At 60.6% G+C, this 25,083-nt stretch carries 22 protein-coding genes; 4 read left to right on the top strand and 18 right to left on the bottom strand.

Going from position 1 to position 25,083, the window contains the following annotated elements; translation table 11 throughout:
- Positions 1 to 195: 195 nt before the first annotated feature.
- From rpoD to rpsU, 4 genes are all read right to left on the bottom strand, one after another.
- Positions 196 to 2,091 carry an RNA polymerase sigma factor RpoD gene (gene rpoD / locus AACQ43_RS20935; RefSeq protein WP_263642045.1) on the bottom strand — a complete coding sequence of 632 codons (1,896 nt, stop codon included), beginning with the start codon at positions 2,089 to 2,091 and terminating at the stop codon, positions 196 to 198.
- Positions 2,092 to 2,274: 183 nt separating this feature from the next.
- Positions 2,275 to 4,062 carry a DNA primase gene (dnaG, locus tag AACQ43_RS20930; RefSeq protein ID WP_168968598.1) on the bottom strand — a complete coding sequence of 596 codons (1,788 nt, stop codon included), beginning with the start codon at positions 4,060 to 4,062 and terminating at the stop codon, positions 2,275 to 2,277.
- 88 nt (positions 4,063 to 4,150) lie between these two features.
- On the bottom strand, positions 4,151 to 4,594 hold the full coding sequence (locus AACQ43_RS20925; RefSeq protein WP_076362682.1) for a GatB/YqeY domain-containing protein: 444 nt from the start codon (positions 4,592 to 4,594) through the stop codon (positions 4,151 to 4,153).
- Positions 4,595 to 4,609: 15 nt separating this feature from the next.
- Positions 4,610 to 4,825 (bottom strand): 30S ribosomal protein S21, encoded by a 216-nt coding sequence (rpsU, locus tag AACQ43_RS20920; protein ID WP_005309452.1) that lies wholly within the window; start codon positions 4,823 to 4,825, stop codon positions 4,610 to 4,612.
- A gap of 179 nt (positions 4,826 to 5,004) precedes the next feature.
- Here rpsU and tsaD point away from each other — a divergent pair, with 179 nt between their 5' ends.
- Complete coding sequence (gene tsaD / locus AACQ43_RS20915; RefSeq protein WP_024946180.1) at positions 5,005 to 6,018, top strand: tRNA (adenosine(37)-N6)-threonylcarbamoyltransferase complex transferase subunit TsaD; 1,014 nt, start codon at positions 5,005 to 5,007, stop codon at positions 6,016 to 6,018.
- An 84-nt stretch (positions 6,019 to 6,102) separates the two neighbouring features.
- Here tsaD and rpoS read toward each other — a convergent pair whose 3' ends face one another.
- From rpoS to rlmD, 14 genes are all read right to left on the bottom strand, one after another.
- Positions 6,103 to 7,086, bottom strand: coding sequence for an RNA polymerase sigma factor RpoS (gene rpoS / locus AACQ43_RS20910; protein ID WP_011704778.1), 984 nt, complete (start codon positions 7,084 to 7,086; stop codon positions 6,103 to 6,105).
- A gap of 47 nt (positions 7,087 to 7,133) precedes the next feature.
- The gene (locus AACQ43_RS20905; protein ID WP_029302383.1) at positions 7,134 to 8,174 is read right to left on the bottom strand and encodes a peptidoglycan DD-metalloendopeptidase family protein; all 1,041 of its coding nucleotides are present in this window, start codon (positions 8,172 to 8,174) and stop codon (positions 7,134 to 7,136) included.
- Positions 8,175 to 8,184: 10 nt separating this feature from the next.
- Positions 8,185 to 8,766, bottom strand: coding sequence for a YqaA family protein (locus AACQ43_RS20900; protein WP_016349540.1), 582 nt, complete (start codon positions 8,764 to 8,766; stop codon positions 8,185 to 8,187).
- Positions 8,763 to 9,380, bottom strand: coding sequence for a protein-L-isoaspartate(D-aspartate) O-methyltransferase (locus AACQ43_RS20895; RefSeq protein WP_011704775.1), 618 nt, complete (start codon positions 9,378 to 9,380; stop codon positions 8,763 to 8,765). Before AACQ43_RS20895 ends, AACQ43_RS20900 begins: the two co-directional genes overlap by 4 nt.
- Before the next feature lie 4 nt (positions 9,381 to 9,384).
- The gene (surE, locus tag AACQ43_RS20890) at positions 9,385 to 10,131 is read right to left on the bottom strand and encodes a 5'/3'-nucleotidase SurE (RefSeq protein ID WP_168968597.1); all 747 of its coding nucleotides are present in this window, start codon (positions 10,129 to 10,131) and stop codon (positions 9,385 to 9,387) included.
- Entirely contained in the window at positions 10,112 to 11,170 is a 1,059-nt protein-coding gene (truD, locus tag AACQ43_RS20885) for a tRNA pseudouridine(13) synthase TruD (protein WP_168968596.1), read from the bottom strand. The genes surE and truD overlap by 20 nt, the downstream gene beginning before the upstream one ends.
- Entirely contained in the window at positions 11,170 to 11,646 is a 477-nt protein-coding gene (gene ispF / locus AACQ43_RS20880) for a 2-C-methyl-D-erythritol 2,4-cyclodiphosphate synthase (protein ID WP_016349536.1), read from the bottom strand. The genes truD and ispF overlap by 1 nt, the downstream gene beginning before the upstream one ends.
- On the bottom strand, positions 11,643 to 12,374 hold the full coding sequence (gene ispD, locus AACQ43_RS20875) for a 2-C-methyl-D-erythritol 4-phosphate cytidylyltransferase (RefSeq protein WP_146061336.1): 732 nt from the start codon (positions 12,372 to 12,374) through the stop codon (positions 11,643 to 11,645). The genes ispF and ispD overlap by 4 nt, the downstream gene beginning before the upstream one ends.
- Positions 12,367 to 12,684, bottom strand: coding sequence for a cell division protein FtsB (gene ftsB, locus AACQ43_RS20870; protein ID WP_011704770.1), 318 nt, complete (start codon positions 12,682 to 12,684; stop codon positions 12,367 to 12,369). Before ftsB ends, ispD begins: the two co-directional genes overlap by 8 nt.
- A 178-nt stretch (positions 12,685 to 12,862) precedes the next feature.
- Positions 12,863 to 14,164: a phosphopyruvate hydratase gene (gene eno, locus AACQ43_RS20865; RefSeq protein ID WP_106553325.1), complete on the bottom strand. Its 1,302-nt coding sequence runs from the start codon at positions 14,162 to 14,164 to the stop codon at positions 12,863 to 12,865.
- 89 nt (positions 14,165 to 14,253) lie between these two features.
- A complete protein-coding gene (gene pyrG, locus AACQ43_RS20860) occupies positions 14,254 to 15,891 on the bottom strand; it encodes a glutamine hydrolyzing CTP synthase (protein WP_017410643.1) in 1,638 nt (545 codons plus the stop codon).
- Positions 15,892 to 16,032: 141 nt separating this feature from the next.
- On the bottom strand, positions 16,033 to 16,830 hold the full coding sequence (gene mazG / locus AACQ43_RS20855; RefSeq protein ID WP_168968595.1) for a nucleoside triphosphate pyrophosphohydrolase: 798 nt from the start codon (positions 16,828 to 16,830) through the stop codon (positions 16,033 to 16,035).
- An 84-nt stretch (positions 16,831 to 16,914) separates the two neighbouring features.
- Positions 16,915 to 19,125: a GTP diphosphokinase gene (gene relA / locus AACQ43_RS20850; protein ID WP_011704766.1), complete on the bottom strand. Its 2,211-nt coding sequence runs from the start codon at positions 19,123 to 19,125 to the stop codon at positions 16,915 to 16,917.
- Positions 19,126 to 19,391: 266 nt separating this feature from the next.
- Complete coding sequence (rlmD, locus tag AACQ43_RS20845; protein WP_168968594.1) at positions 19,392 to 20,714, bottom strand: 23S rRNA (uracil(1939)-C(5))-methyltransferase RlmD; 1,323 nt, start codon at positions 20,712 to 20,714, stop codon at positions 19,392 to 19,394.
- Between the two features lie 153 nt (positions 20,715 to 20,867).
- Here rlmD and barA point away from each other — a divergent pair, with 153 nt between their 5' ends.
- From barA to AACQ43_RS20830, 3 genes are all read left to right on the top strand, one after another.
- Positions 20,868 to 23,579: a two-component sensor histidine kinase BarA gene (barA, locus tag AACQ43_RS20840; protein WP_024946174.1), complete on the top strand. Its 2,712-nt coding sequence runs from the start codon at positions 20,868 to 20,870 to the stop codon at positions 23,577 to 23,579.
- Positions 23,580 to 23,651: 72 nt separating this feature from the next.
- A complete protein-coding gene (locus tag AACQ43_RS20835) occupies positions 23,652 to 24,131 on the top strand; it encodes a YehS family protein (RefSeq protein ID WP_043125137.1) in 480 nt (159 codons plus the stop codon).
- 3 nt (positions 24,132 to 24,134) lie between these two features.
- Entirely contained in the window at positions 24,135 to 25,055 is a 921-nt protein-coding gene (locus tag AACQ43_RS20830) for an N-acetylmuramoyl-L-alanine amidase (RefSeq protein WP_168968593.1), read from the top strand.
- Positions 25,056 to 25,083: the final 28 nt, after the last annotated feature.

Genomic DNA, 25,083 nt, shown 5'->3' with positions numbered 1-25,083 from the left:
ATTGATACTGGTTTGCGGCGTGGATTATAGGGGATGGCGGATACCCCGTCCATAGGCATATCAACCACTTGGCGAGATTTCATCCATATTCAAGCGGTTCCGTGACTCATCTTCACGCCCCCGTCGCCACGAATAAAACAAAGCCCCGCATGGCGGGGCTTTTTGACAGCGGTTACGGGTTGGACCCGCCCGGGATTACTCGTCCAGGAAGCTGCGCAGTACTTCGGAGCGGCTCGGGTGGCGCAGCTTGCGCAGCGCCTTGGCTTCGATCTGACGAATACGCTCACGGGTAACGTCGAACTGCTTGCCCACTTCCTCGAGGGTGTGGTCAGTGTTCATGTCGATACCGAAGCGCATGCGCAGTACCTTGGCCTCGCGGGCGGTCAGGCCGGCCAGCACTTCGCGGGTGGCGTTGCGCAGGCTCTCGCTGGTGGCAGCATCCGCTGGCAGCGCCAGGGTGGTATCTTCGATGAAGTCGCCCAAGTGGGAATCTTCATCATCACCGATGGGCGTCTCCATGGAGATGGGCTCTTTGGCGATCTTCAATACCTTGCGGATCTTGTCTTCCGGCATGCCCATGCGCATGGCCAGCTCTTCCGGGTTCGGTTCACGACCCATCTCCTGCAGCATCTGACGGGAGATACGGTTGAGCTTGTTGATGGTCTCGATCATGTGTACCGGGATACGGATGGTACGGGCCTGATCCGCGATGGAGCGGGTAATGGCCTGACGGATCCACCAGGTCGCATAGGTCGAAAACTTGTAGCCACGACGGTATTCGAACTTGTCTACCGCCTTCATCAGACCGATGTTGCCTTCCTGGATCAGATCCAGGAACTGCAGACCACGGTTGGTGTACTTCTTGGCGATGGAGATAACCAGACGCAGGTTGGCCTCGACCATCTCTTTCTTGGCGCGGCGGGCCTTGGCCTCACCGATACTCATGCGACGGTTGATGTCCTTGATCTGGGCGATGGACAGACCGGTCTCTTCCTCGATCTGCTGCAGCTTGCCGATGGCGCGCAGCACATCTTCGTCCATCTCGACCAGACGCGGTGACCAGGCCTTGCCGGCCTGCTTCTGGTACTCGAACCAGGCAGTTTCACACTCGTTGTTGGTGAAGGCAGCGACGAAGGTCTTCTTCGGCATCTTGGCCTGCTCAACGCAGAGTTTCATGATGATGCGTTCCTGCACGCGGACCCGCTCCATCATCTCGCGCATGTTGTTGACCAAGCGGTCGAACTGCTTGGGCATCAGGCGGAATTGACGGAATACATCGGCCAGCTGGGCAATCGCAGCCTGAGTATCTTCGTGCGCACGACCATTCTGCTGAATGGAGAGACGAGTTACTTCGTACTGGGCGCGCAGATCACCGAACTTCTCGCGAGCGACTTCCGGATCCGGGCCACCGTCACCGTCATCGTCGGAATCATCGCCATCACCGTCTTCGTCTTCATCTTCGTCTTCATCTTCGTCAGCCAGATCTTCTTCGCTGAGCTCGGAGCCGATGTGAGTAGCGGTCGGGGCGACGTCGTCGGTCTCGTTGGGATCGATGAAGCCGGAAATGATATCGGACAGACGCAGCTGTTCCGCTTCGTATTTGTCGTATTGCTCAAGCAGATAGGTAATCGCTTCCGGGTACTCGGCGACGGAGCTTTGTACCTGGTTGATACCGTCTTCGATGCGCTTGGCGATGTCGATTTCGCCTTCGCGAGTCAACAGTTCGACGGTACCCATTTCCCGCATGTACATGCGGACGGGATCGGTCGTACGACCAATCTCGGATTCAACAGATGCCAGTGCCTGGGCCGCTGCTTCGGCAGCGTCCTCATCGGCGGTACCACCTTCAGCCATGATAAGGTCATCGGCATCCGGGGCGTTTTCCACCACTTGAATGCCCATGTCGTTGATCATCTGGATGATGTCTTCGATCTGGTCAGAGTCGACAATGTCTTGCGGGAGGTGATCGTTCACCTCGGCATAGGTCAGGTAGCCCTGTTCTTTACCTTTGGCAACGAGGAGTTTAAGCTGAGACTGCGGGGTTTGCTCCATAGAACTCATCCGGTTGGTGTTGCTAGGTTGCGCGTACAGTGCGCTGCTGCGCAAATAGCCAATTCTAATAGAAAACCGCCAGACATGCTATGTCTGGTTGCGGCGTCGGTCATGAGAAACCCCTGCCCGCAGTATTGTCGGGGCCAGGCGGTTATAAAATGTTTGCTTTTAATCCCGTCGATTCGGGCAACGGTATTCATATTGGGGTTAATCACTCAAATATCAAGCCCCACTCTCATTTCTTTTCTCAATTTGCACCTCTCTGATCAGCATCATCAGCTCCTGAGTTTCCTCAGAGCTTAGCCCTTCCTGCGCCACCTTGGCCTGCAATTCCTCGATGCGCTGCTTCAGGAACAGGTTGATGAAACCGACGAAAGTATCCTGCAATTCTCCCAGAATATCCGGCTCCTGGTCGAGTTTTACCTCTTCAAACAGATCGTGCATCGCCAGTTGCGCCAGGATCTCTCCCTCTTTGGTGCCACGCCAGTGTTCCAGCAGAATGCCCGTCGTGACCCCGGGCTGAGTCAGGATCTGTTGATGCAGCTGCAGCAGGAATCTGATGCCCTGCAGGCGCAGTCCGGCCAGTTCAGGCATGGCCGGCAATTCGGCCGTGATCGCCGGATACTGCACCATCAGTGCCAATGCCCGGCGCAGCGGCGTCAGCTTGGCCGCCTTGGGCTTGTTGACCTCGGCCTTTGGCTGACTGTTGCGGGCAAACAGTTCGGCGATCCGCTGCTTGTTCTCCCCCCAACGCATCATGCTGGAAAGGCGGGTGATCAACCCCTCACGCGTGAAACCTTCCGGGACTCGCCGGATCAGCTCGGCGGCCTTGTTGGCCACTTCGAACTTGCCCGCTTCACCGGAAAGAGCCGCATCGCGCCCGAGGCGCTCAAACATGAAGTCGGCGAAGGGCTGGGCCTGGTCTAGCAGAGATTCGAATCCCTCCTTGCCGATCTGGCGCACCAGCGAGTCGGGATCCTCACCATCCGGCAAAAAGACGAACTTGAGTTCACGACCGTCCTGCAGGTGGGAGAGCGCGTTGTCCAGCGCCCGCCAGGCCGCTTCCCGACCGGCGTTGTCGCCGTCGTAGCAACAGACGACCTCGGCCGTAGTGCGAAACAGGGTGTGGATATGGTCGCTGGTGGTCGCGGTGCCCAGCGCCGCCACCGCATAATCGATCTCGTACTGGCCGAGCGCCACCACATCCATATAGCCTTCTACCACAAGGATCCGGCGCGGATCCTTGTGTGCCCGCTTGACCTCGTAAAGGCCGAACAACTCCCGTCCCTTGTGGAAGATGGGTGTTTCCGGCGAGTTCAGATATTTGGGCGTCCCCTCCCCCAGCACCCGGCCACCGAAACCGATGACCCGGCCACGCTTGTCACGGATCGGGAACATGATGCGATCGCGAAAGCGATCATAGCTGCCGGGGCCGCTGTCACGAGTGATCAGCATGCCGCCAGAGATGAGCAACTGCTCGTGCTCCCGGCTGGCGCCAAAGCGCCGACGCACCTGATCCCAATCGGCAGGGGCATAACCAATATTGAAGCGCTTGACCACTTCACCAGTCAGACCGCGTCCCTTCAGGTATTCCACCGCCTGCGGCGCGTTCTTGAGATTGCTCTCGTAGAAGCGGGCAATCTGGTTCATCAGCTCGAACAGATCCTTGCTGACCGCTGGTTGGCTGCTGCTCGCCCCACCTGCGGTCTGCTCACGGGGAACCTGCATACCATGCAGGCTGGCAAGCTCCTCAATGGCATCGGGAAATTCGAGCCCGTCATACTCCATGACAAAGCCGATGGCATTGCCGTGAGCACCGCAACCGAAGCAGTGATAGAACTGCTTCTCCTGACTGACAGTAAAAGAGGGGCTTTTTTCGTTATGAAAAGGGCAGCAAGCCTGGTAGTTCTTACCGGCTTTCTTCAGCCGCACCCGCGAGTCGATCAACTCGACGATATCGGTGCGTACGAGCAGATCATCGATGAAGGATTGTGGGATCCTGCCTGCCATAACCGTCCTGTTTCATTGCATAGAAAATAAAAAAGCCGCGCATTCCCAGGGAAGCACGGCTTCTTTGACCAAACAAGAGAGTAGCCTGTTACGCCAAGCGGGTTTTCACCTGAGCACTGACGGCGCCGACATCGGCACGCCCCTGAATTTTCGGCTTCAAGACAGCCATGACTTTGCCCATGTCAGCCATGACGGCAGCACCACTTTCAGCGATGGCTTGCTCAATCAGTGCGGCAATTTCGACTGCGGTCAGCTGTTGCGGCAGGAACTCCTGCAACACAACGATCTCTGCGGACTCTTTGTCGGCAAGATCCTGGCGACCGGCAGCTTCGAATTGACTGATGGAATCACGACGCTGTTTGACCATTTTGGTCACCACAGCGAGGATATCCTGATCATTGAGCTCGACACGGGTATCAACTTCACGTTGCTTGATTTCAGCCATCAACAAACGGATCGCCCCCAAGCGAGCCTTGTCTTTGGCAAGCATGGCGAGTTTTTGTTGATCCTTGAGTTGATCCTTCAGCGACACGGCATGAACCCTTGATTAGTACAGGCGGATACGACGTGCGTTTTCGCGGGACAGCTTCTTGGCATGACGCTTAACGGCAGACGCTTTGGCACGCTTGCGAATGGTAGTCGGCTTCTCGTAGAACTCACGGCTACGAACTTCGGACAGGATACCGGCTTTTTCGCAAGAACGCTTGAAGCGACGCAGAGCAACGTCAAACGGCTCATTTTCACGGACTTTGATTACTGGCATGTGCCTTTCACCTCAGTGATAAATTGTTAGCTGACCTTCAATCGATCAGCATGTCTTAAAATGGTGCGAAATTATACTCTGGACAGGGAATGAAAGTAAACCCGCAGAGATCGCTCTGGTTTAAAAAACCCGCGAAGGTTACCATAGCCGTCTCATTTTAGCAGTGAAATTTTTTAGCAATGCGTGTATTGGGCATAGAGACATCCTGTGACGAAACCGGGATCGCGATCTTCGACGATCAAAAAGGGATCCTTTCCCACCAGTTGTATAGCCAAGTCAAGCTGCATGCGGACTACGGCGGCGTCGTTCCCGAGCTGGCCAGCCGGGATCACGTCCGCAAGACGATCCCCTTGATCCAGGCCGCGTTGCGAGAGGCGGGACTGGGCAAGGACGACATCGACGGCATCGCCTACACCGCAGGTCCGGGCCTGGTTGGCGCCATACTGGTGGGAGCCACCATAGGCCGCTCGCTGGCGATGGCCTGGAACAAACCGGCCATTGCCGTGCACCACATGGAAGGCCACCTGCTGGCCCCCATGCTGGAAGAGCGAGCCCCCGAGTTTCCCTTCGTGGCGCTGCTGGTCTCCGGCGGCCACTCCATGCTGGTACGGGTCGATGGCATCGGCAGCTATCAGCTGCTGGGCGAGTCGATCGATGATGCTGCTGGCGAGGCCTTCGACAAGACGGCCAAGCTGATGGGATTGGATTACCCAGGCGGCCCTCTACTCTCCCGGCTGGCGGAGAAGGGCACCACCGGGCGCTTCACCTTTCCGCGCCCCATGACCGACCGCCCCGGGCTCGACATGAGCTTCTCCGGCCTCAAGACCTTCGCCGCCAACACCATCGCCGCCAACGGTGATGATGAACAGACCCGTGCCGATATCGCTCGAGCGTTTGAAGACGCGGTAGTCGACACCCTGGCCATCAAGTGTCGCCGTGCCTTGAAGGAGACTGGCCTCAATCGCCTGGTGGTGGCCGGCGGCGTCAGCGCCAACCGCCACCTGCGCGCCCAGCTGGCCGAGTTGATGGAGAGCCTCAAGGGGGAAGTGTTCTACCCGCGCACCGAATATTGCACCGACAATGGCGCCATGATCGCCTATGCCGGCATGCAGCGCTTGAAAGCCGGGGTATTCGAGCCGCTGGCGGTCAAGGCTGTGCCGCGCTGGCCGCTGGATACCCTGGATCCGGTTTGATCCAGCGGATCCTGCCGACATGAAAAAGGGGCCTCTGGCCCCTTTTTGTTTTGCTTGGTAAGCATTTCCACTCACTAGCAACCCTTAGTTGGTACGGAACAGCGCCTCAATGGAGAGTCCCTGCCCCAGCAGGATCTCCCGCAAGCGGCGTAGCCCTTCTACCTGGATCTGGCGAACCCGCTCGCGGGTCAGACCAATCTCGGCGCCCACGTCTTCCAGAGTCGCCGGCTCATAGCCGAGCAGACCAAAGCGACGGGCCAGCACCTCGCGCTGCTTGGGGTTCAGCTCCTCCAGCCAGTGCACTATGCTGGCGCGCATGTCGTCATCCTGGGACTCCAGCTCAGGGCCCATGCCGCGCTCGTCGGAGAGCACATCCAGCAGCGCCTTGTCGCGATCGCCACCGATGGGGGTATCGACCGAGGTGATCTTCTCGTTGAGCTTGAGCATGCGATTCACATCGTCTACCGAGCGATCCAGCGCAAAGGCGATGTCTTCCGCCGTCGGTTCGTGATCGAGCCGATGGGAGAGTTCGCGGGCGGTACGCAGATAGACGTTCAGCTCCTTGACCACATGAATGGGCAGACGAATGGTACGGGTCTGATTCATGATGGCCCGCTCTATGGTCTGACGGATCCACCAGGTCGCATAGGTAGAGAAACGGAAGCCGCGCTCGGGATCGAATTTCTCGACTGCGCGGATGAGGCCGAGGTTGCCCTCTTCGATGAGATCGAGGAGCACCAGGCCGCGATTGTTGTAGCGACGGGCGATCTTGACCACCAGTCGCAAATTGGACTCGATCATGCGCTTGCGGGCAGCTTTGTCACCTCGCAAGGCACGACGGGCGTAATAGACTTCTTCTTCGGCGGTGAGCAGCGGGGAGAAACCAATCTCCCCGAGATAGAGCTGGGTGGCGTCCATCACCTTGTTCAGTTCAGGTGCCATCAGTTCATCGGAAATCGTCTCTTCGGCCTCGGCCGCGACTTCCTGAACCTCTTCCTCTTCGTGGGTCTCCAGCTCTTCGTCGAACTCTAACTCTGCATCCTGCATCACCAGTTGTTCTTGGCTCATGGCGTGTCTCCCTGACCGGCACCAGAGTAAGACTTAACTCTCTGGGTCTAACGCTTTGGCAAATGGCTCATCGGGTTAATCGACTTGCCTCTGTACCGGATTTCAAAGTGCAATCGCACATCCGGCGCGTCCGTGCTACCCATGTTGGCAATGACTGATCCGCCTTTGACGCTGTCTCCTTCCTTCACTCGCAACTCATCGTTGTGGGCGTAAGCAGAGAGGTAGTCATCATCATGTTTGAGAATGATCAGCTTGCCATAACCCCTCAGTGCGCTACCGGCATAGACGACCTTGCCGCCGCTCGCCGCGTAGATGGGTTGCCCCTTCTGACCGGCGATATCTATGCCCTTGTTACCCTGTTCTGCAACAGAGAAACCTTCGACGATCCGACCCTTGGTAGGCCAGTGCCAAGATAGCTTGCTGTAGGAATTGTCTGATTTTTGTTCTTTTACCTGAGCGTATTCTTTTGAAGATGGCTGAGCAATCGTTTTCTGTTTGATAAATGGAGTGGTCGTACCTGAGGTCGCTGGCGCCAGGGGTTTGGGGCCGGAACTCTGGGTCACCACCGGGCGAGTCGCCGCCACCATCTGGCCACTGCCGCTGCTGGCGGACTGCACATTCAGCACCTGCCCGACCTGCAGGGCAAAGGGTGCCTGCAGATTGTTGCTTTGTGCCAGAGTCTGATTCGACATGCCAAACTGGCGGCCAATGCTGCTCAGCGTATCCCCAGGACGAACCTGATAGGTACCAGCACTGCGCGCAACGGCCATGGTGCTGCCGGAGGCATCGAGCCGGATCTGTTGGCCCGGATAGATGTTGTAGGGGGGGCTGATGCCGTTGAGACTGGCCAGCGAGGGCACGTCATTGCCCGAATTGAAGGCGATGGAGTAGAGGGTGTCCCCTTTTTTCACCGTGTAGCTGTTGCCCTGAATGGCGGGCTGAGCCGCCATCTGACGAGCCGGAATGGTAGAGACGAGACCATCATTGCCCAATCCTTGTACCGGAGCAGCAGTCTTGCTGGAAGAGCAAGCGAGCAGCAGCCATGACAACACGACGACACTGCTTCCTTGCCAAACACGCGAACGCATAGTGGATCCTTTAACGACTAAACCAGAAATAGGCCACAACGGCCAAACCAATACAGAGCCAACCCAGCACATCCACATAGTGCATCAGCTTGCGCTCCATCTTTTCGCCACCCCAGCGCATCAGGCCTGCCACCAGGAAAAAGCGCATGCCACGCCCGATCAGCGAGGTCACGATGAAGGGCAGCAGTGCCATTTGCAACAGGCCGGCCGTCACGGTAAACACCTTGTAGGGGATCGGCGTGAAACTGGCAATAAAAATCACCCAGATGCCCCACTGCTCGAACCATTGCCGGGCCAGGGCAATCTTGTCTTCATAACCCACCGAGACCACCAGCGGCTGGACCACCGGCTCCCACAGGGCATAACCGAGCAGATAGCCGAACAGCGCGCCCAGCACGGAGAACAGGGTCGCCAGTGCGGCGTAGTGCCAGGCCTTGTGCGGTCTGGCCAGCGCCATGGGGGCCAGCATCACGTCCACCGGAATGGGCCAGAACACCGACTCGATGAAGGCGGTGATCGCCAGATACCAGGGGGCATACTTGTGGCGTGCCCACTGCATCACCAGCACATAGAGGCGGGAAAACAACTTCACTCGACATCTCCGTCAATCAGGGGGACGAAACGGACCGGCTCCAGGATCCGGCTGGTCAGCTGGGAGCCCGACCGCTCGATCAGCTGCAGGGTCTGCTGGCTGTCCCCCACCGGCAACACCAGCCGGCCACCGTCGGCCAGCTGATCGGTGAGGGCCGTCGGCACCTCGCTGGCGGCAGCCGTCACCAGAATGGCATCGAACGGTCCCTTGTTGGGCCAACCCAACCAGCCATTGCCGTGCTTGGCAGAGACATTGTGCAGATCAAGCTGACGCAGCCGGCGCCGGGCCTGGAACTGCAGCGACTTGATCCGCTCCACCGTGTAGACGTGCTCCACCAGATGAGCCAGTACCGCTGTCTGGTAACCCGAACCAGTGCCGATCTCCAGCACATGGGCCGGATCGTTCTGGATCAGCAGTTCGGTCATCCGCGCCACCATGTAGGGTTGCGAGATGGTCTGACCGTGGCCGATGGGCAACGCCGTATTGTCCCAGGCCTTGTGGGCCATGGCTTCATCCACGAACAGCTGGCGCGGCACCTTGGCAATCGCCGCGAGTACGCGGAAATCGCGAATGTCCTGCGCGATCAGCTGGTTTAACAGGCGCTGTACTATCACACCTTCATCCCTGCAGGTCCAACCAAGCCCCCAGCCCCGCCAGACTGCTGTAGGCAGTCATATCGATGGTCAGGGGGGTGATCGAGACGTAGCCCTGCTCGATGGCGGCGAAATCCGTACCTTCGCCCGCATCTTGCTGGCTGCCGGGCGGGCCAATCCAGTAGATGGGCTGGCCACGGGGATCCTTGCTGCATATGACCGACTCCGCCCGGTGGCGGTTGCCAAGGCGCGTCACCCTGATCCCCTTGATCTGGTCGAGGGGCAGGTCCGGCACATTGACGTTGAGGATCTGATCGGCGGGCAGCGGGTGCACCATCATGCCCCTCACCAGCTGGGCGGCGTAGTGGGCCGCCGTGGCGAAATGGGTCTTGCCTACCAGCGAGATGGCCAGCGAGGGGAAGCCGAGGTGGCGTCCCTCGGTTGCCGCCGCCACCGTGCCCGAGTAGATGACGTCATCCCCCAGATTGGCGCCGTGGTTGATGCCGGCCACCACCATGTCGGGCTCCGGGCGCACCAGCTCGTTGACCGCCAGGTGCACGCAGTCGGTCGGCGTTCCCTTCACCGCATGATATCCGGTTTCGGCGATGCGGGTGACCCGCAACGGCACTTCCAGCGTCAGGGAATGACTCGCCCCGCTGCGATTGCGATCCGGTGCCACCACGATGACCTCGCCGCAGGCAGCCAGCGCCTCGCTGAGGGCTCTTATGCCCTCCGCATGCACACCGTCATCATTACTGACCAGAATTCTCATCGGACTGATTCCTGAAACCATGATCGGCCTCTTCGGCCTGCATTAACTCGCGCACCACGCTGGTGGCAAACGCCCCGGCCGGCAGGAAGAACGACAGGGTGAGCACGGCCCCCTCCAGCTGCCAGCTCATGGCTTGCGGCTTGAGCAGCAGCGGGCGGCGGTCCTGGTCCAGCCCGGCTTTTTCCAGGCCATCACACCAATCGTGATAGGGGGCCAGCACGCTCTGTTCGAACTCGGCGGCGGCACCCTGGCTGGCCAACCGGCCACGACCCCACTGGGGCGCGGTGAGCTGCACGTCGCCGGAGGCCAGACGCGCCGCCAGCTCAGGGGTCACGCTCTCTTCGCTGAAGATGGAGTGGCTGCCCTTGAGCATCACACAGTCGCCGGCCAGCAGCTGATGGGCCAGTCCCTGCTCGATGCGGGCACTGACGATGGCATTGAACAGCATGCTGCGGGCAGCGGAGAGATAGAGGGAGCGCTTGTTGCGATCCTTGATCCGCTTGCCGGCGAACATCGCCTTGGCCGCCTCCAGATTGTTGCCGCCCCGGCCGAAACGCTGCTCGCCGTAATAGTTGGGCACCCCCTGCTCAGCGATGGCCTGCAGGCGGGATTCCAGACCATCGACCTGCTCCAGCCCAGTGAGGCGCAGGATGAAGTGGTTGCCCTTGAGATAGCCGACCCGCAGCTTCTTGTTGTGGCGCTTCACCTGCAAGATCTGGATGCTGTCGCTCTCGATGACGGAGAGATCAGGTTCCGCCTTGCCCGGCAGATGAATGCCGAACCACTGTTCGGTCACCGCGTGGCGGTCTTTCAGCCCGGCCCAGGTCACCGCATTGCGGTTGACCCCGGCTGCATCAGCCAGCAGGCCAGCCACCCAGGCGGTATTTTCCCCGGTTTTACGCACCCGGACGAAGATGTGCTCCCCCTCGCCGCAGGGTTCAAACCCGAGATCTTCATTGACCACGAAATCGGCGGCTTGCGCCTTGAGAATGCCACGGGCGGTGGGCGCCCCGTGCAGATAGGCAAGTTGTTCCAGCATTATTGTTTCACCAGTAAGACGACGGCTTCGGTGGCGATCCCTTCCTTGCGCCCCGTGAATCCCAGCTGTTCGGTGGTGGTCGCCTTGACGTTCACCCGGTTCAAATCACATTGCAGATCGGCGGCCAGCACGGCGCACATGGCTTCGATATGCGGCGCCATCTTGGGTGCCTGGGCAATGATGGTCACATCCAGGTTGCCGATGGCATAGCCCGACTGCTGCACCCGGGCAAACACGTCTCGCAGCAGGATGCGGCTGTCGATCCCCTTGAACTCGGCCGCAGTATCGGGAAAGTGACGGCCGATATCGCCGGCCCCGATGGCGCCGAGCAGCGCATCGCTCACCGCGTGCAGCACCACGTCACCATCGGAGTGAGCCAGCAGGCCCTGTTCATACGGCACCGCCACCCCGCCCAGCATGCAGGGGCCAACCCCACCAAACTTGTGTACATCAAAACCATGTCCAATCCGGATCATGCCAGCTCCTCTGTGGGTGAATCGGGTTGCGCCGGCTGGCGCGCATTCTGTTGCTGCAAATAGAGCCCCGCCAGAGAGAGATCCTCCGGCCGGGTCACCTTGATATTGTCGGCTCGTCCTTCCACCATCCGCACCGTGAAACCGGCACGCTCCATGGCGGAGGCCTCGTCGGTGATGGTGGCCCCCAGCGCCAGCCCCTCTTCCAGTGCCCGCAGCAGAGGACGGGTGGGAAACATCTGGGGGGTCAGGGCATGCCAGAGCTGCTCGCGATCGACGGTGGCGAGGATGTTGCCCGCTCCGTCGGAGCGCTTCATGGTGTCGCGCACCCGGCTGCCGAGGATGGCACCATCACAGGCCATGGCGGTGGCAATCAGGGCATCGAGATCGCCGTGGGTCAGACAGGGACGGGCGGCGTCGTGCACCAGTACCCACTCCCCTGCGGCCACATGCAACGCATTGAGCACGGAAAAGGCCCGCTCGGCGCCCCCTTTCACTCGCAGGATCCTCGGATCGGCTGCCACGGCCAGAGTGTCGAACCAGCGGTCATGGGGAGCCAGCGCCACGATCACCTGAGCGATGGCCGGGTGGGAGAGCAGCCGGGTCAGGGTATGTTCCAGAATGGTCCTGCCCGCCAGCTGCAGATACTGTTTGGGGCACTCGGCCCCCATTCGGCTGCCGATGCCCGCGGCCGGGACGATGGCGGTCAGGCCGGGGCGGAGATCAGTCATCGTAGGCTGCGTCTCCGGAGCTGGAACCCTTGTCTTTGTCCTTGGGGATGATCCGGTAGAAAGTCTCGCCCTGCTTGATGTAGCCAAGATCGTTGCGCGACAGCTCCTCGATGGCTTCCAGGCCCGAGGTCAGATCGTCGATCTCGCGATAAATCAGGTTGTTGCGATCCTTGAGTACCAGATTGTCCTGCTGCTGCCGGGTGATGGCATCGGACAGCTCATGATAGTCAGACAGGCCGTTCTTCCCCAGCCAGAGGTCATATTGAAGCCCCCCCAACAGGAGAAGCAGGATAAGAGTGAGTAGCCGCATGCACTGAGTCTCCTTCAAGCGGCCTAGTTTCCCATATTCGCAGGCAAGACAAAAGAAAGCCTGTGCCCCGGATGGGTTGGGCCGGAATAAAAAATGCAGAAACCCGCCGCAGCGGCGGCAGAAACGAAAAAGCCCCGCCGATTGGCGGGGCTTTGCAAAGCGTGGAAGCAGGCGAAAATTAAGCCTGGTTCTTCACTTCTTTCAGACCACGGAACGGAGCTTTGGCACCCAGCGCTTCTTCGATACGGATCAGCTGGTTGTACTTGGCAACACGGTCAGAACGGCTCATGGAACCGGTCTTGATCTGGCCAGCAGCGGTACCAACAGCCAGGTCGGCGATGGTAGCGTCTTCGGTCTCACCGGAGCGGTGGGAGATGACGGCAGTGTAGCCAGCGTCTTTGGCCATCTTGATGGCAGCCAGAGTTTCGGTCAGGGAACCGATCTGGTTGAACTTGATCAGGATGGAGTTGGCGATGCCGTTGTCGATACCGCGCTTCAGGATCTTGGTGTTGGTTACGAACAGGTCGTCACCCACGATCTGGATTTTCTTGCCCAGTTCAGCAGTCTGGTAGGCAAAACCTTCCCAGTCAGATTCGTCCAGGCCATCTTCGATGGAGACGATCGGGAACTTGGTGGTCAGGTCAGCCAGGAAGTCGGAGAAACCGTTGGAGGTGAAGACACGACCTTCGCCTTTCAGGTTGTACTCTTTCTTCTCTGCGTCGTAGAACTCGGAAGCAGCGCAGTCCATAGCCAGGGTGATGTCGGTGCCCAGTTTGTAACCGGCAGCGGCAACGGCTTCAGCGATCACTTCCAGCGCTTCGGCGTTGGATTTCAGGTTCGGAGCGAAACCACCTTCGTCACCAACTGCAGTGTTGTAGCCCTTGGACTTCAGCACTTTGGCCAGGTTGTGGAACACTTCTGCGCCCATGCGAACGGCTTCTTTCAGGGTCTTGGCGCCAACCGGCTGGATCATGAACTCCTGGATGTCGACGTTGTTGTCGGCGTGCTCACCACCGTTGATGATGTTCATCATCGGCAGCGGCATGGAGTAAACACCCGGGGTGCCGTTCAGCTCGGCGATGTGGGCGTACAGCGGCATGCCTTTGGCAGCAGCGGCAGCTTTGGCGTTAGCCAGGGAAACAGCCAGGATGGCGTTGGCGCCGAACTTGGATTTGTTCTCGGTACCGTCGAGGTCGATCATGATCTGGTCGACAGTGGCCTGGTCCTTGGCATCTTTACCCAGCAGAGCTTGAGCGATCGGGCCGTTTACGGCTTCGAGGGCTTTCAGCACGCCTTTACCCAGGAAACGGCTCTTGTCGCCGTCACGCAGTTCCAGCGCTTCGCGGGAACCGGTGGACGCGCCAGACGGAGCGGCTGCCATACCAACAAAACCACCTTCCAGGTGAACTTCGGCCTCAACGGTCGGGTTACCACGGGAGTCGATGATTTCACGACCGATCACTTTAACGATCTTGGACATGTGTATTTCCTCAGGTTTCGTAAAAAAACAACAAAAATATGCCAAAAAAAGCGGCTGCGGCACAGGGCCCCAACCGCATTTATTTTCAATTACTTCAGATTACGCTTCTGATACTCGCCTGCCGCCTTCACAAAACCGGCGAACAGGGCGTGGCCATCACGGGGAGTCGAGGTGAACTCCGGGTGGAACTGCGCGGCCACGAACCAGGGGTGATCCGGGATCTCGATGATTTCCACCAACTTCTTGTCGGCGGAGAGACCGGTCACTTTCAGGCCTGCTGCTTCAATCTGCGGCAGCAACTTGTTGTTCACTTCATAACGGTGACGGTGGCGCTCGTAAATGGTCGGGCTGCCGTACATCTGGCGCACCTTGGAACCTTCGACCAGGTGGCAGAGCTGGGAACCCAGACGCATGGTACCGCCCAGATCGGACTTCTCGGTACGAGTTTCGACGTTGCCTTCGTCATCCACCCACTCGGTGATGAGACCCACCACCGGATAGGCACAATCCTTCTTGAACTCGGAAGAGTGAGCCCCTTCCATGCCCGCCACGTTGCGGGCGAATTCGATCATGGCTACCTGCATGCCGAGGCAGATACCCAGGTAGGGGATCTTGTTCTCGCGGGCATACTGGGCCGCCTGAATTTTGCCTTCCACGCCGCGCTCACCGAAGCCACCCGGCACCAGAATAGCGTCCAGACCTTCCAGCAGCTCGGCGCCACGGGTCTCGATGTCCTGGGAATCGATGTACTTGATGTTGACGGACAGACGGGTCTTGAGGCCACCGTGCTTGAGCGCCTCGTTGACGGACTTGTAGGCATCCGGCAGGGATACGTACTTGCCGACCATGCCGATGGTCACTTCTGCAGTCGGGTTGGCTTCTTCATAGATGACCTGTTCCCACTCGGCCAGATCGGCCTCCTTGCACTCCAGACCGAAACGCTCGGTGAAGTAGGAGTCCAGATTCTGGGACTTGAGCAGTGCCGGGATCTTGTAGATGGAGTCGACGTCTTTCATGGAGATGACGGCGCGCTCCGGCACGTTGCAGAACAGGGCGATCTTGGCGCGCTCAACGGCCGGAATGGCACGGTCGGAGCGGCAGATCAGCACGTCTGGCTGAATACCGATGGAGAGCAGCTCTTTGACGGAGTGCTGGGTCGGCTTGGTCTTCACTTCACCGGCGGCAGCCAGGTAAGGAACCAGCGTCAGGTGCATGAACATAGCATTGTTGCGGCCCACTTCGGCAGCCAGCTGACGAATGGCCTCGAGGAACGGCAGGGACTCGATGTCGCCCACGGTACCGCCCACTTCGACGATGGCAACCTGATGGCCTTCGGCACCGGCAATCACCCGCTCTTTGATGGCGTTGGTGATGTGCGGAATCACCTGAATGGTGGCGCCCAGATAGTCACCACGGCGCTCTTTGCGCAGCACGTCGGCATAGATGCGACCGGTGGTGAAGTTGTTGCGGCGGGTCATCTTGGTGCGGATGAAACGCTCGTAGTGGCCCAAGTCCAGATCGGTCTCGGCCCCGTCCTCGGTTACGAACACTTCACCGTGCTGGGTCGGGCTCATGGTGCCCGGATCCACGTTGATATAGGGGTCCAGTTTCATGATGGTCACATCCAGACCACGGGCTTCCAGAATGGCTGCCAGAGAAGCTGCGGCAATGCCTTTGCCGAGGGATGAAACAACGCCACCAGTTACAAAAATATATTTTGTCGTCATGCTGAACCTGAAAGAAGTTTAGGGAATTTTAAGGGGTGCTTCGGGGATGAAGCAGGACGGGGAAACAGTATACCAAAACCCCCTCTCCCAAACAATGAACAAAAATCTATCAGGCTCCTGGCGCCCCCATCTTGCGCCAAATCAACTTTGTTCGGTTTCCTTGGCCCGGTCCCAGGCGGCATCGAGCTTTTCCAGCGAACAATCGCTCACTTTCAGCCCTTCTGCGGCGATAAACTGCTCAACCTGACGAAACCGGCGTTCGAACTTGGCGTTGGCGCCCCGTAGCACCTGCTCCGGATCCTTGCCCAGATGGCGCACCAGATTGACGGTGGCGAACAAGAGATCGCCGAGCTCATCGCTCACCCGCGCTTCGTCCACGTCGGCCATCAGCGCCTCTTCCATCACCTCGTCGATCTCCTCGTGGACCTTGTCCACTACCGGGCCCAAGGTCTTCCAGTCGAAGCCGACGGTGGCGCAGCGCTTCTGGATCTTGGCGGCGCGGGTCAGGGCCGGCAGCGAGAGCGGGATATCGTCCAGCACGCTCTCCTTGTCGAGCGCGGCCCGCTCTCTGGCTTTTTCCGCCTCCCAGTTCACCTTCACCGCCTGCTCGTCGCCAAGGTCGGCATCGGAGAAAACATGGGGATGGCGGCGGATCAGCTTCTCGCTCACCGTATCGACGATATCGGCGAAATCAAACAGCCCCTGTTCCTTGCCGAGCTGCGCGTAGAACACCACCTGGAACAGCAGATCGCCCAGTTCACCCTTTAATCCGTCCCAATCCTGGGTTTCGATGGCATCGGCCACCTCGTAGGCCTCCTCCAGGGTGTGCGGCACTATGGTCTGGAAGCTCTGTTTCAGATCCCAGGGGCAACCCCCGTTCGGGTCGCGCAATCTGGCCATGATGTCGAGCAGTTGAGGCAGGTCGTAACGTTGGGACATGGGATATTCGCTTCTTGATTCGTAACGCAGGGGGAAAACAGTGACCGACCTGGCGGTCGGTCACGAATTGGTTGTTGATGACAATCAGAGGCGCTTGGCGCTGATCACGTCGTTGAGCTGACTGAGCTTGGCCAATGCCCGGTTGAAGGCGTTGATGTTGTAAATCTCCAGCTCCATGTCGATCTCGGCGGTCTGCTCGCGCACGTTGGAGCGCGAACGCACCCCCATCACGTTGATCTTCTCGTTGGCCAGCACGGTGGTAATGTCGCGCAGCAGGCCGGAGCGGTCGTTGGAGAGGATGCGAATGGTGAGGCCGTAGCCACCGGAGTAGTTCTCCCCCCATACCGCATCGATCAGCCTCTCCGGGTTGCGACGGGAGAGCTCTTTGAGCTGCTCGCAATCCTCGCGGTGGATGGAGACGCCGCGCCCCATGGTGATGAAGCCCTGAATGCCGTCCCCCGGAATGGGCTGGCAGCAACGGGCGATGTGGGTCATCAGGTTGCCGACCCCTTCCACCACTATGTGATCCTTGGGCTTGGGCCGGAACGGCACGTTGGCCTTCTGCTCCAGCTTCTCCAGCAGGCGACGATCTTCCTCTTCCGCTGTCGGCTTGTTGTAGCGGGTGTCCAGATAGTTCAGCAGCTGGTTGATGCGGATGTCGCCACTGCCGATGCCGGCCAGCAGATCTTCCAGCTCGTCGGCATGGAAGCGCTCCAGCACCACCTTGTCCACCTTGGAGAGGGTCAGGTTGTGCCTGTCCAGCTCCTTCTCCAGCAACTCCTTGCCGGCGGCGATGTTCTTGTCCCGATCCAGCTTTCTGAACCAGGTGGCCACCTTGGCCCGCGCCCGGCTGGAGCGCAGGAAGCCGGAGTTGGGGTTCATCCAGTCGCGGCTAGGGTTCGGCTCCTTCTGGGTGATCACCTCCACCTGATCGCCGGTCTGCAGCGCATAGGTGAACGGCACGATGCGGCCGTCAATCTTGGCGCCGATGCAGCGGTGACCGATCATGCTGTGCACGTGATAGGCAAAGTCGAGCGGGGTGGCGCCCGCCGGCAGGTCGATGACATCCCCTTTCGGGGTGAAGACGTAAACCCGGTCCTCGAACACCTGACTGCGCAGATCTTCGAGCAGGGAGCCACTCTCGGAGAGATCCTCCTGCCAGGCGAGCAGCTTGCGCAGCCACTCGATCTTGTCTTCGAAGGTGTTGGCCTTGCCACCGGCCTGAGCCCCTTCCTTGTAGCGCCAGTGCGCCGCGACACCGAGTTCGGCATCCTGGTGCATCTGGTCGGTACGGATCTGGATCTCCACCGTCTTGCCCTCGGGCCCCACCACCACGGTGTGGATGGACTGGTAGCCGTTGGGTTTGGGGTTGGCGACGTAGTCGTCAAACTCGCGGGGAATATGATGGAAGTGGGTGTGAACAATGCCGAGCGCCGCATAGCAATCCTGCAGCCGCTTGGTCACCACCCGCACCGCCCGCACGTCGAACAGTTCGTTGAATTCGAGGTGCTTCTTCTGCATCTTGCGCCAGATGCTGTAGATGTGCTTCGGTCGGCCGTAGACCTCGGCCTCGACCCCCGCCTCTTTCAGGGCATCGCGCAAAGACTGCACGAACTCGCGGATGTAGCGCTCCCGATCGAGCCGTTTCTCGTCGAGCTGCCTGGCGATCTGCTTGTAGGTATCCGGGTGCAGGTAGCGGAAGGCGAGATCCTCGAGCTCCCACTTGAGCTGACCGATGCCGAGCCGGTTGGCCAGCGGGGCGTAGATGTTGGTGATCTCCTGGGCCATCAACACCCGGGTCTCTTCATCCGCCTTCTTCGCTTCCCGCAGGCAGGCGATCCGCTCCGCCAGCTTGATCACCACGGCGCGCACATCCTCGACCATGGCGAGCAACATGCGGCGCACGTTGTCGACCTGTTCCGGCGAGGTTTCACTGCGGTGCAGAGTCTGCAGGGAGCGGATGGCCTCCATCTCCAGCACCCCTTCCACCAGCTTGGCGATCTTGGGGCCGAAGTCCTCGTCCATCCGCTCCTGGCTGATGAGACCGGCTTCGACGAAGGGGTAGATGATGGCGGCCTTGAGGGTGCCGAGATCCATGCTGAGCATCAGCAGGATGCCCACCATCTCGACCCCGCGCACCAGCAGGCGGTTGGTGAGCGCTTCGTCACCGAGCGTCAGACAGTACTGGTAGACGGTTCGCAGCTGATCCTTGTCACTGTCACTCAAGGTGAGCGAGCTGACCCACTCCTCCAGGGTGAAGTTGTCTTTCAAATGAATATCGCGAACCGCAACCATGGTATCAATCCTTTAAATTATTGGGCCGAAGGCTGTCGCCCCCTCCCCCTCATGAGAATGCCTCAAATGGGGATATGCGGAGATGTTTTCAAGGCATATTGTCAAGAAAGACAATAGAGTTCTCCGCCAGCCCCTGCCGATTTACGAGGGTCTAGATTACCCCAATCATGCCCGCCCAGACAGCGTTATGGACCGGGCAAATGCCACCCAACCTGGCGAGCCGACGCCCCTGCGGCGGTACCGTTTCATCTGCCCCGCAGCGCCCGTTACTTGCGCTCGAACAGCGCCATGGACTCCAGATGGCCGGTGTGGGGGAACATGTCGAGCATGCCGAGGCGCACCAGCCGGTAGCCCCCTTTCACCAGCACCTGACTGTCGCGCGCCAGGGTGACCGGATTACAGGAAACGTAGACCACCCGTCTGGGTGAAAGTTTCACGACGTGCTCCATCACCTCGAACGCACCGGGGCGGGCCGGATCCAGCAGCACCAGATCGAAGCCTTCCCGTGCCCAGGACATGCCGGCGATGTCGCCGCTCAAGTCCGCCTTGTAGAAACGAGCATTGTTGATACCGTTGCGACGGGCGTTCTCTTCGGCGCGCGCCACCATGGCCAGCTCTCCTTCTACCCCTACCACTTCGCGGGCCTGACGGGCCAGCGGCAGGGTGAAGTTGCCGATACCACAGAACAGATCGAGCACCTTGTCATCCTTGCCCGCCTCCAGCCAGGAGAGCGCCTGCTCCACCATGCGCTGGTTGACCGGCGCATTGACCTGAATGAAGTCACCGGGTGCGAATGCAAGAGACAGGCCATCCAGCGAGTAGGAGGGCGCAAACTGCTGGTGCAGCGGCTCAATCTGCTCGTCGGCCGCCTGCAGATAGAGGTCGATCCCCTGCGTCTTGGCAAACTCGATCAGCTGCGCCCGATCCGCCTCGGTCGGCCGACCGGTATGGCGCAGCAGCATCAGGATCCCCTGCTCGGCCTGGATAAGCTCCGCATGGCCCAGCTCGCGCTGGCTCTTGAGGCGGTTGAGGCACTCACGCAGCGGGCTGATCAGCACGGAGAGCGGCTCGGCCAGCACAGGGCAACCGCCGATCTCCACCAGATCGTTCGACTGGCGACGACGAAAGCCCACCCGGGTGCAGCGGCCGTTCTTGTCAAACTTGATGGCCAGCCGGCAGACCCGGCGATAGGCGCGGGACTCTCCGCCCAGCACGGGCTCCAGCGCCGGAGGCTGGATGTTGCCGAGCCGCTCGAACAGGCTGACCAGTCCGGCCTCCTTGGCGGCGCGCTGATCCGCTTCGGCCAGGTGCTGGGCACTGCAGCCGCCGCACTCGCGGTAGTGGCTGCAGAAGGGGGCTACGCGATTGGCCGCCGGCGTCACCACCTGTTGCAGGGCGGCGTGGGCATACTGCTTCTTGTCTTCGAGGATGCGGGCCTTGACCTGCTCACCGGGCAGCGCCCCTTCGATGAAGATCGCCTTGCCCTGGTGGCGGCCGATCCCGACGCAGTGGTGATCCAGGCTGTCTACCGTAAATTCAATGCGTTGGGGCTGGGTGGATTTCTTTTGGGGCTTGAAAAACTGGGCCATAAAACTTGGTGCCTATAGGTGGCTATGTCATGATTGTGGAATCTGCAGCAGGCTATTGTCCCACAAGAATAATAGTATGACCAAATACGGCCTGTGGGCCCGCTCCCGCTCGTTTACGCCATTGCCAACCCTGCTCATCGGGGGACCATCCGCATGACCAAATACGGCCTTCGGGCACGTGTGCTGGCCTTTACCATCTTGCCGACCCTGATCATCGGCGGCCTGATGGCCGGCTATTTCACTTTCCACCGCTATCAGCAGCTGGAAAACAACCTGATCGATCAGGGCATCAACATCATAGAGCCGCTGGCCATCGCCAGCGAATACGGGATGACCCAGCACAGCCGCGAGTCGCTCAAGCGGCTGATCGGCCTCACCCACCGCAAGAACTCGCCGCTCATCAAGTCCATCGCCGTCTTTACCCAGGACAACCAGCTGTTCGTGACGTCCAACTACCACAGAGACTTCACCCGGCTGCGGCTGCCGGACGGCAGCCAGATCCCCGAGCTCACCAGCGTCACCCTCTATGGTGATGACATCATACTGCGCACCCCGATCCAGGCCGAGACCAGCATGGATGGCTTCCCGCTGCCAAGCGACGTGGAGCCGCCGATGATCGGCTACATCTCCATGCAGATGACCACCGATCGGGCCATGATCCTGCAATACCGCGACACCTTCTTCGCGGTGATCATGGTGCTCATCGGCATCGCCTTCAGTACCCTGTTCGGCTTCAGGCTGGTCAAGAGCGTGACCCAGCCCATCACCGACATGGTGCAGGCGGTGCACAAGATCAGGGAGGGGCGGCTCGATACACGGGTCAGCGGTCAGCTCACCGGCGAGCTGGACATGCTGAAAAACGGCATCAACGCCATGGCCAAGGCGCTCTCGGAATACCACGAGGAGATGCAGCAGAACATCGATCAGGCCACCTCCGACTTGCGCGAAACGCTGGAACAGATCGAGATCCAGAACGTCGAGCTCGACATGGCCAAGAAGCGGGCGCAGGAGGCGGCGCGGGTCAAGTCGGAGTTCCTCGCCAACATGTCCCACGAGCTGCGCACCCCGCTCAACGGGGTCATCGGCTTTACCCGCCAACTGCTCAAGACCAGCCTGACCCCGAGCCAGACCGACTACATGCAGACCATCGAGAAGTCGGCTCGCAACCTGCTCGGCATCATCAACGACATCCTCGACTTCTCCAAGCTGGAGGCGGGCAAGCTGCAGCTGGAGCACATCCCGTTCAGCCTGCGCGACACCCTCAACGAGACCATGCACCTGCTCGGCCCCAGCGCTCACGACAAGCAGCTGGAGCTCTCCCTGCAGGTGGATGCCGAGGTGCCGGACTACCTCACCGGCGACCCCATGCGCCTGCAGCAGGTGCTGACCAACCTCACCGGCAACGCCATCAAGTTTACCGAGCACGGCAACGTGGATGTGCGCATCGAGCAGATCGGCAGTGCCAGCGGCAGCAAGGTGCGGCTCAACGTGCTGATCCGCGACACCGGCATCGGCATCTCGGAAGAGCAGCAGCGCCAGCTGTTCCAGGCCTTCAACCAGGCTGACTCCTCCATCTCCCGCCGCTATGGCGGCACCGGGCTGGGCCTGGTCATCACCCAGAAGCTGGTACAGCAGATGGGTGGCCAGATCCGGTTCGAATCCGAGCTTGGCAAAGGCTCTGTCTTCTCCTTCAGCCTGGATCTGGAGGTCTCTCCCCTGCCCCAGACCGACAAGCTGCCGCTGGATCGCATTCAGGGCAAACGGGTCTGGCTGCTGGAGCCTGATCCCTTCAGCCACTCGGCCCTCTGCGCCCTGCTGGCGGAGTGGCAGCTGGAGGTGCAATCCCTCGCCAGCGACGCCCCTTGGCCCGAAATGAGCAGCCAGGACATGGTAATCATCGGCAGCGGCACCCAGCACAGCCCGCAGCAGGTGGTGGCGCGCCTCGACGGGCTGGATCGCCAGCAGAACACCATAGTGCTGCTCAGCAGCCACGAGCCTTCGCTCTATGAGGCCATGCTGGCCCACGGTGCCCAGCACTGCCTCTCCAAACCCATCAACCATCGCAAGCTGCTGCATGCCCTGCTCTCCCCCGAGGCGGTCCGCAGCGCCCCGCTGCCGACCCCCTCCCCGCGCAGCGTGCAGGAGATCAAGGTGCTGGCGGTGGACGACAACGCCGCCAACCTCAAGCTCATCGCCGCCATGCTCAAGGAGATGGTGAGCCAGGTGGTGGTGTGCAAGAACGGCAAGGAGGCGGTCAGACTGGCCCAGAGCCAGCCGTTCGACATCATCTTCATGGATATCCAGATGCCGATCATGGACGGCATCAGCGCCACCCAGGCGATTCGCAGCCAGTCCCTCAACACCGAGACCCCCATCGTCGCGGTCACCGCCCACGCCATTCCCGGCGAGCGGGAGCGGCTGATCCGCCAGGGCATGGACGACTACCTGGCCAAGCCCATCGACGAGGCCATGCTGGCCAAGCTCATCACCGACTTCGCCCATCGTCGCCACCAGAATCACGCCAGCCAGCAGATCGACTGGGCGCTGGCGGTGCGCCAGGCGGCGGGCAAGCTGGATCTGGCCAAGGAGATGCTGACCATGCTGATGGCCAGTTTCGACGAGGTGGATCCGGTGCTGGAGGCAGCGCTTGCCGGCCAGGTGGAGGATAGCGAGGTGCTGGCCCAGCTCCATCGCCTCAACGGCGGCTGCGCCTATTCCGGCGTCCCCGGCCTGCAGCGGCTGCTCTCCCAGCTGGAACAGCAGCTGCGCGACGGGGTGCCGGTGGCCGAACTCGAGCCCGAGCTGCTGGAGCTGCAGGATGCGATGGAGCAGGTACGCCAGGAGGCGCCACGCTATCTATCCTGAACCGGGCAACCCGCTTTTTCTGACGCGGGCCCCGCCAGATGGTAAAGTTGCGCCGTTTCCACAGGAGTCGACATGACCAACAACGATATTTTGCGCCGCCTGCGCTACGCCCTCAGCATCAGCAACGACCAGATGGTCGACATGTTTGCCAAGGGCAACCTGACCGTCACCCATGCCCAGCTGCACGGCTGGCTGATCAAAGAGGCGGAGGAAGGGGAAGAGCAGGAAGCGGGCTTTGCCGCCTGTCCGGATTCGGCCCTGAGCCAGTTCCTCGACGGCTTCATCCTGGCGCGCCGCGGCGCGCGGGAAGATGCGCCAGCCCAGGTGATCCCGAACCGGATCAACAACAACATGATCCTGCGCAAGCTGCGCATCGGCCTCAACTTCAAGGAAGAGGACATGCTGGGCACCCTCAAGCTGGCCCACTTCAACCTCTCCAAGTCCGAGCTGAGCGCCCTGTTCCGTTCACGGGACCACAAGCACTATCAGGATTGCGGGGATCAGATCCTGCGCAACTTCCTCATCGGTCTCACCGCCAAGTATCGCGGCTGAACCATGGGCCGGCGTCTGCACTCACCGTCATCCCGCCAGCAGGCGGCCGGTGGGTGGCGCCGGCCATGGCAACTGGGAATTCACCTCCCGGGCACTCCTCGCCACGGGTTTGCGCTCTGCCTCGCCCTGCTGCTCTGCGCCTGTCAGCCCGCCCCCTATCGGCTCAACAACGACTATCAGAGCGCCAGCCAGAACGAGCGCATCGCCTTTCTGATCCTGCACTACACGGACGAAGACGATGGCCACTCCCTGCGCCTGCTGACCGAGCCGGCCCATCAGGTGAGCGCCCACTACCTGATCCCGCGCGATACCGATGAGCGGCCGCTGCCGGTCTACCAGCTGGTGCCCGACAGCCAGCGCGCCTGGCATGCCGGCCGCAGTCGCTGGCATCAATATGCGGGGCTCAACGCCAGCTCGCTCGGCATCGAGATCGTCAATCTCGGCTACCCGCCACAAGACGAGCTGCTGCCCGCCCACCAGCGTCGCTGGCAGCCCTACACCCAGGCACAGATAGCCGCCCTCGGTGCCCTCACCCGCAAGCTGGTCGAGCGCTACCAGATCCCCCCCACCCAGGTGCTGGCTCACAGCGATGTCGCCCCCGAGCGCAAGCAGGATCCCGGCCCCCACTTCCCCTGGCGCGAACTGGCCCTGCACTACGGGGTGGGAGCCTGGCCCGACGAAACACGGCTGGCCGAATTGCGCCAGCAGCCGGCACCGGCCTGGGATGCCCTCGGCTGGCAGCAACGACTGGCCCGCTACGGCTACGGCGTCGCCCAAAGCGGCAACTGGGACGAGCAGAGCCGCGCCGCTCTGCGCGCCTTCCAGCTCCACTTTCGGCCCGCCCTGGTCAGCGGTGAACCGGATGCCGAGAGCCAGGCCATCCTGACCGCCCTGCTGGAACGTTATTTTCCCGAGCAACGCTGAGCTTTGCCCCCGACCACAAAAGAGGGAC

Source organism: Aeromonas sp. DNRA1 (assembly GCF_963888745.1).
GTDB lineage: Bacteria > Pseudomonadota > Gammaproteobacteria > Enterobacterales > Aeromonadaceae > Aeromonas > Aeromonas hydrophila.
This window is presented reverse-complemented; position numbering and strand designations above follow the sequence as displayed.

Coding starts and splice junctions, on each gene's coding strand:
- AACQ43_RS20905 (WP_029302383.1), bottom strand. CDS start 8,174: ATGCGTTCGCGTGTTTGGCAAGGAAGCAGTGTCGTCGTGTTGTCATGG.
- AACQ43_RS20830 (WP_168968593.1), top strand. CDS start 24,135: ATGGGCCGGCGTCTGCACTCACCGTCATCCCGCCAGCAGGCGGCCGGT.
- rpsU (WP_005309452.1), bottom strand. CDS start 4,825: ATGCCAGTAATCAAAGTCCGTGAAAATGAGCCGTTTGACGTTGCTCTG.
- dnaG (WP_168968598.1), bottom strand. CDS start 4,062: ATGGCAGGCAGGATCCCACAATCCTTCATCGATGATCTGCTCGTACGC.
- truD (WP_168968596.1), bottom strand. CDS start 11,170: ATGCTGGAACAACTTGCCTATCTGCACGGGGCGCCCACCGCCCGTGGC.
- ftsB (WP_011704770.1), bottom strand. CDS start 12,684: ATGCGGCTACTCACTCTTATCCTGCTTCTCCTGTTGGGGGGGCTTCAA.
- ispD (WP_146061336.1), bottom strand. CDS start 12,374: ATGACTGATCTCCGCCCCGGCCTGACCGCCATCGTCCCGGCCGCGGGC.
- rpoS (WP_011704778.1), bottom strand. CDS start 7,086: ATGAGCCAAGAACAACTGGTGATGCAGGATGCAGAGTTAGAGTTCGAC.
- rlmD (WP_168968594.1), bottom strand. CDS start 20,714: ATGGCCCAGTTTTTCAAGCCCCAAAAGAAATCCACCCAGCCCCAACGC.
- barA (WP_024946174.1), top strand. CDS start 20,868: ATGACCAAATACGGCCTTCGGGCACGTGTGCTGGCCTTTACCATCTTG.
- tsaD (WP_024946180.1), top strand. CDS start 5,005: ATGCGTGTATTGGGCATAGAGACATCCTGTGACGAAACCGGGATCGCG.
- pyrG (WP_017410643.1), bottom strand. CDS start 15,891: ATGACGACAAAATATATTTTTGTAACTGGTGGCGTTGTTTCATCCCTC.
- mazG (WP_168968595.1), bottom strand. CDS start 16,830: ATGTCCCAACGTTACGACCTGCCTCAACTGCTCGACATCATGGCCAGA.
- AACQ43_RS20835 (WP_043125137.1), top strand. CDS start 23,652: ATGACCAACAACGATATTTTGCGCCGCCTGCGCTACGCCCTCAGCATC.
- relA (WP_011704766.1), bottom strand. CDS start 19,125: ATGGTTGCGGTTCGCGATATTCATTTGAAAGACAACTTCACCCTGGAG.
- surE (WP_168968597.1), bottom strand. CDS start 10,131: ATGAGAATTCTGGTCAGTAATGATGACGGTGTGCATGCGGAGGGCATA.
- eno (WP_106553325.1), bottom strand. CDS start 14,164: ATGTCCAAGATCGTTAAAGTGATCGGTCGTGAAATCATCGACTCCCGT.
- ispF (WP_016349536.1), bottom strand. CDS start 11,646: ATGATCCGGATTGGACATGGTTTTGATGTACACAAGTTTGGTGGGGTT.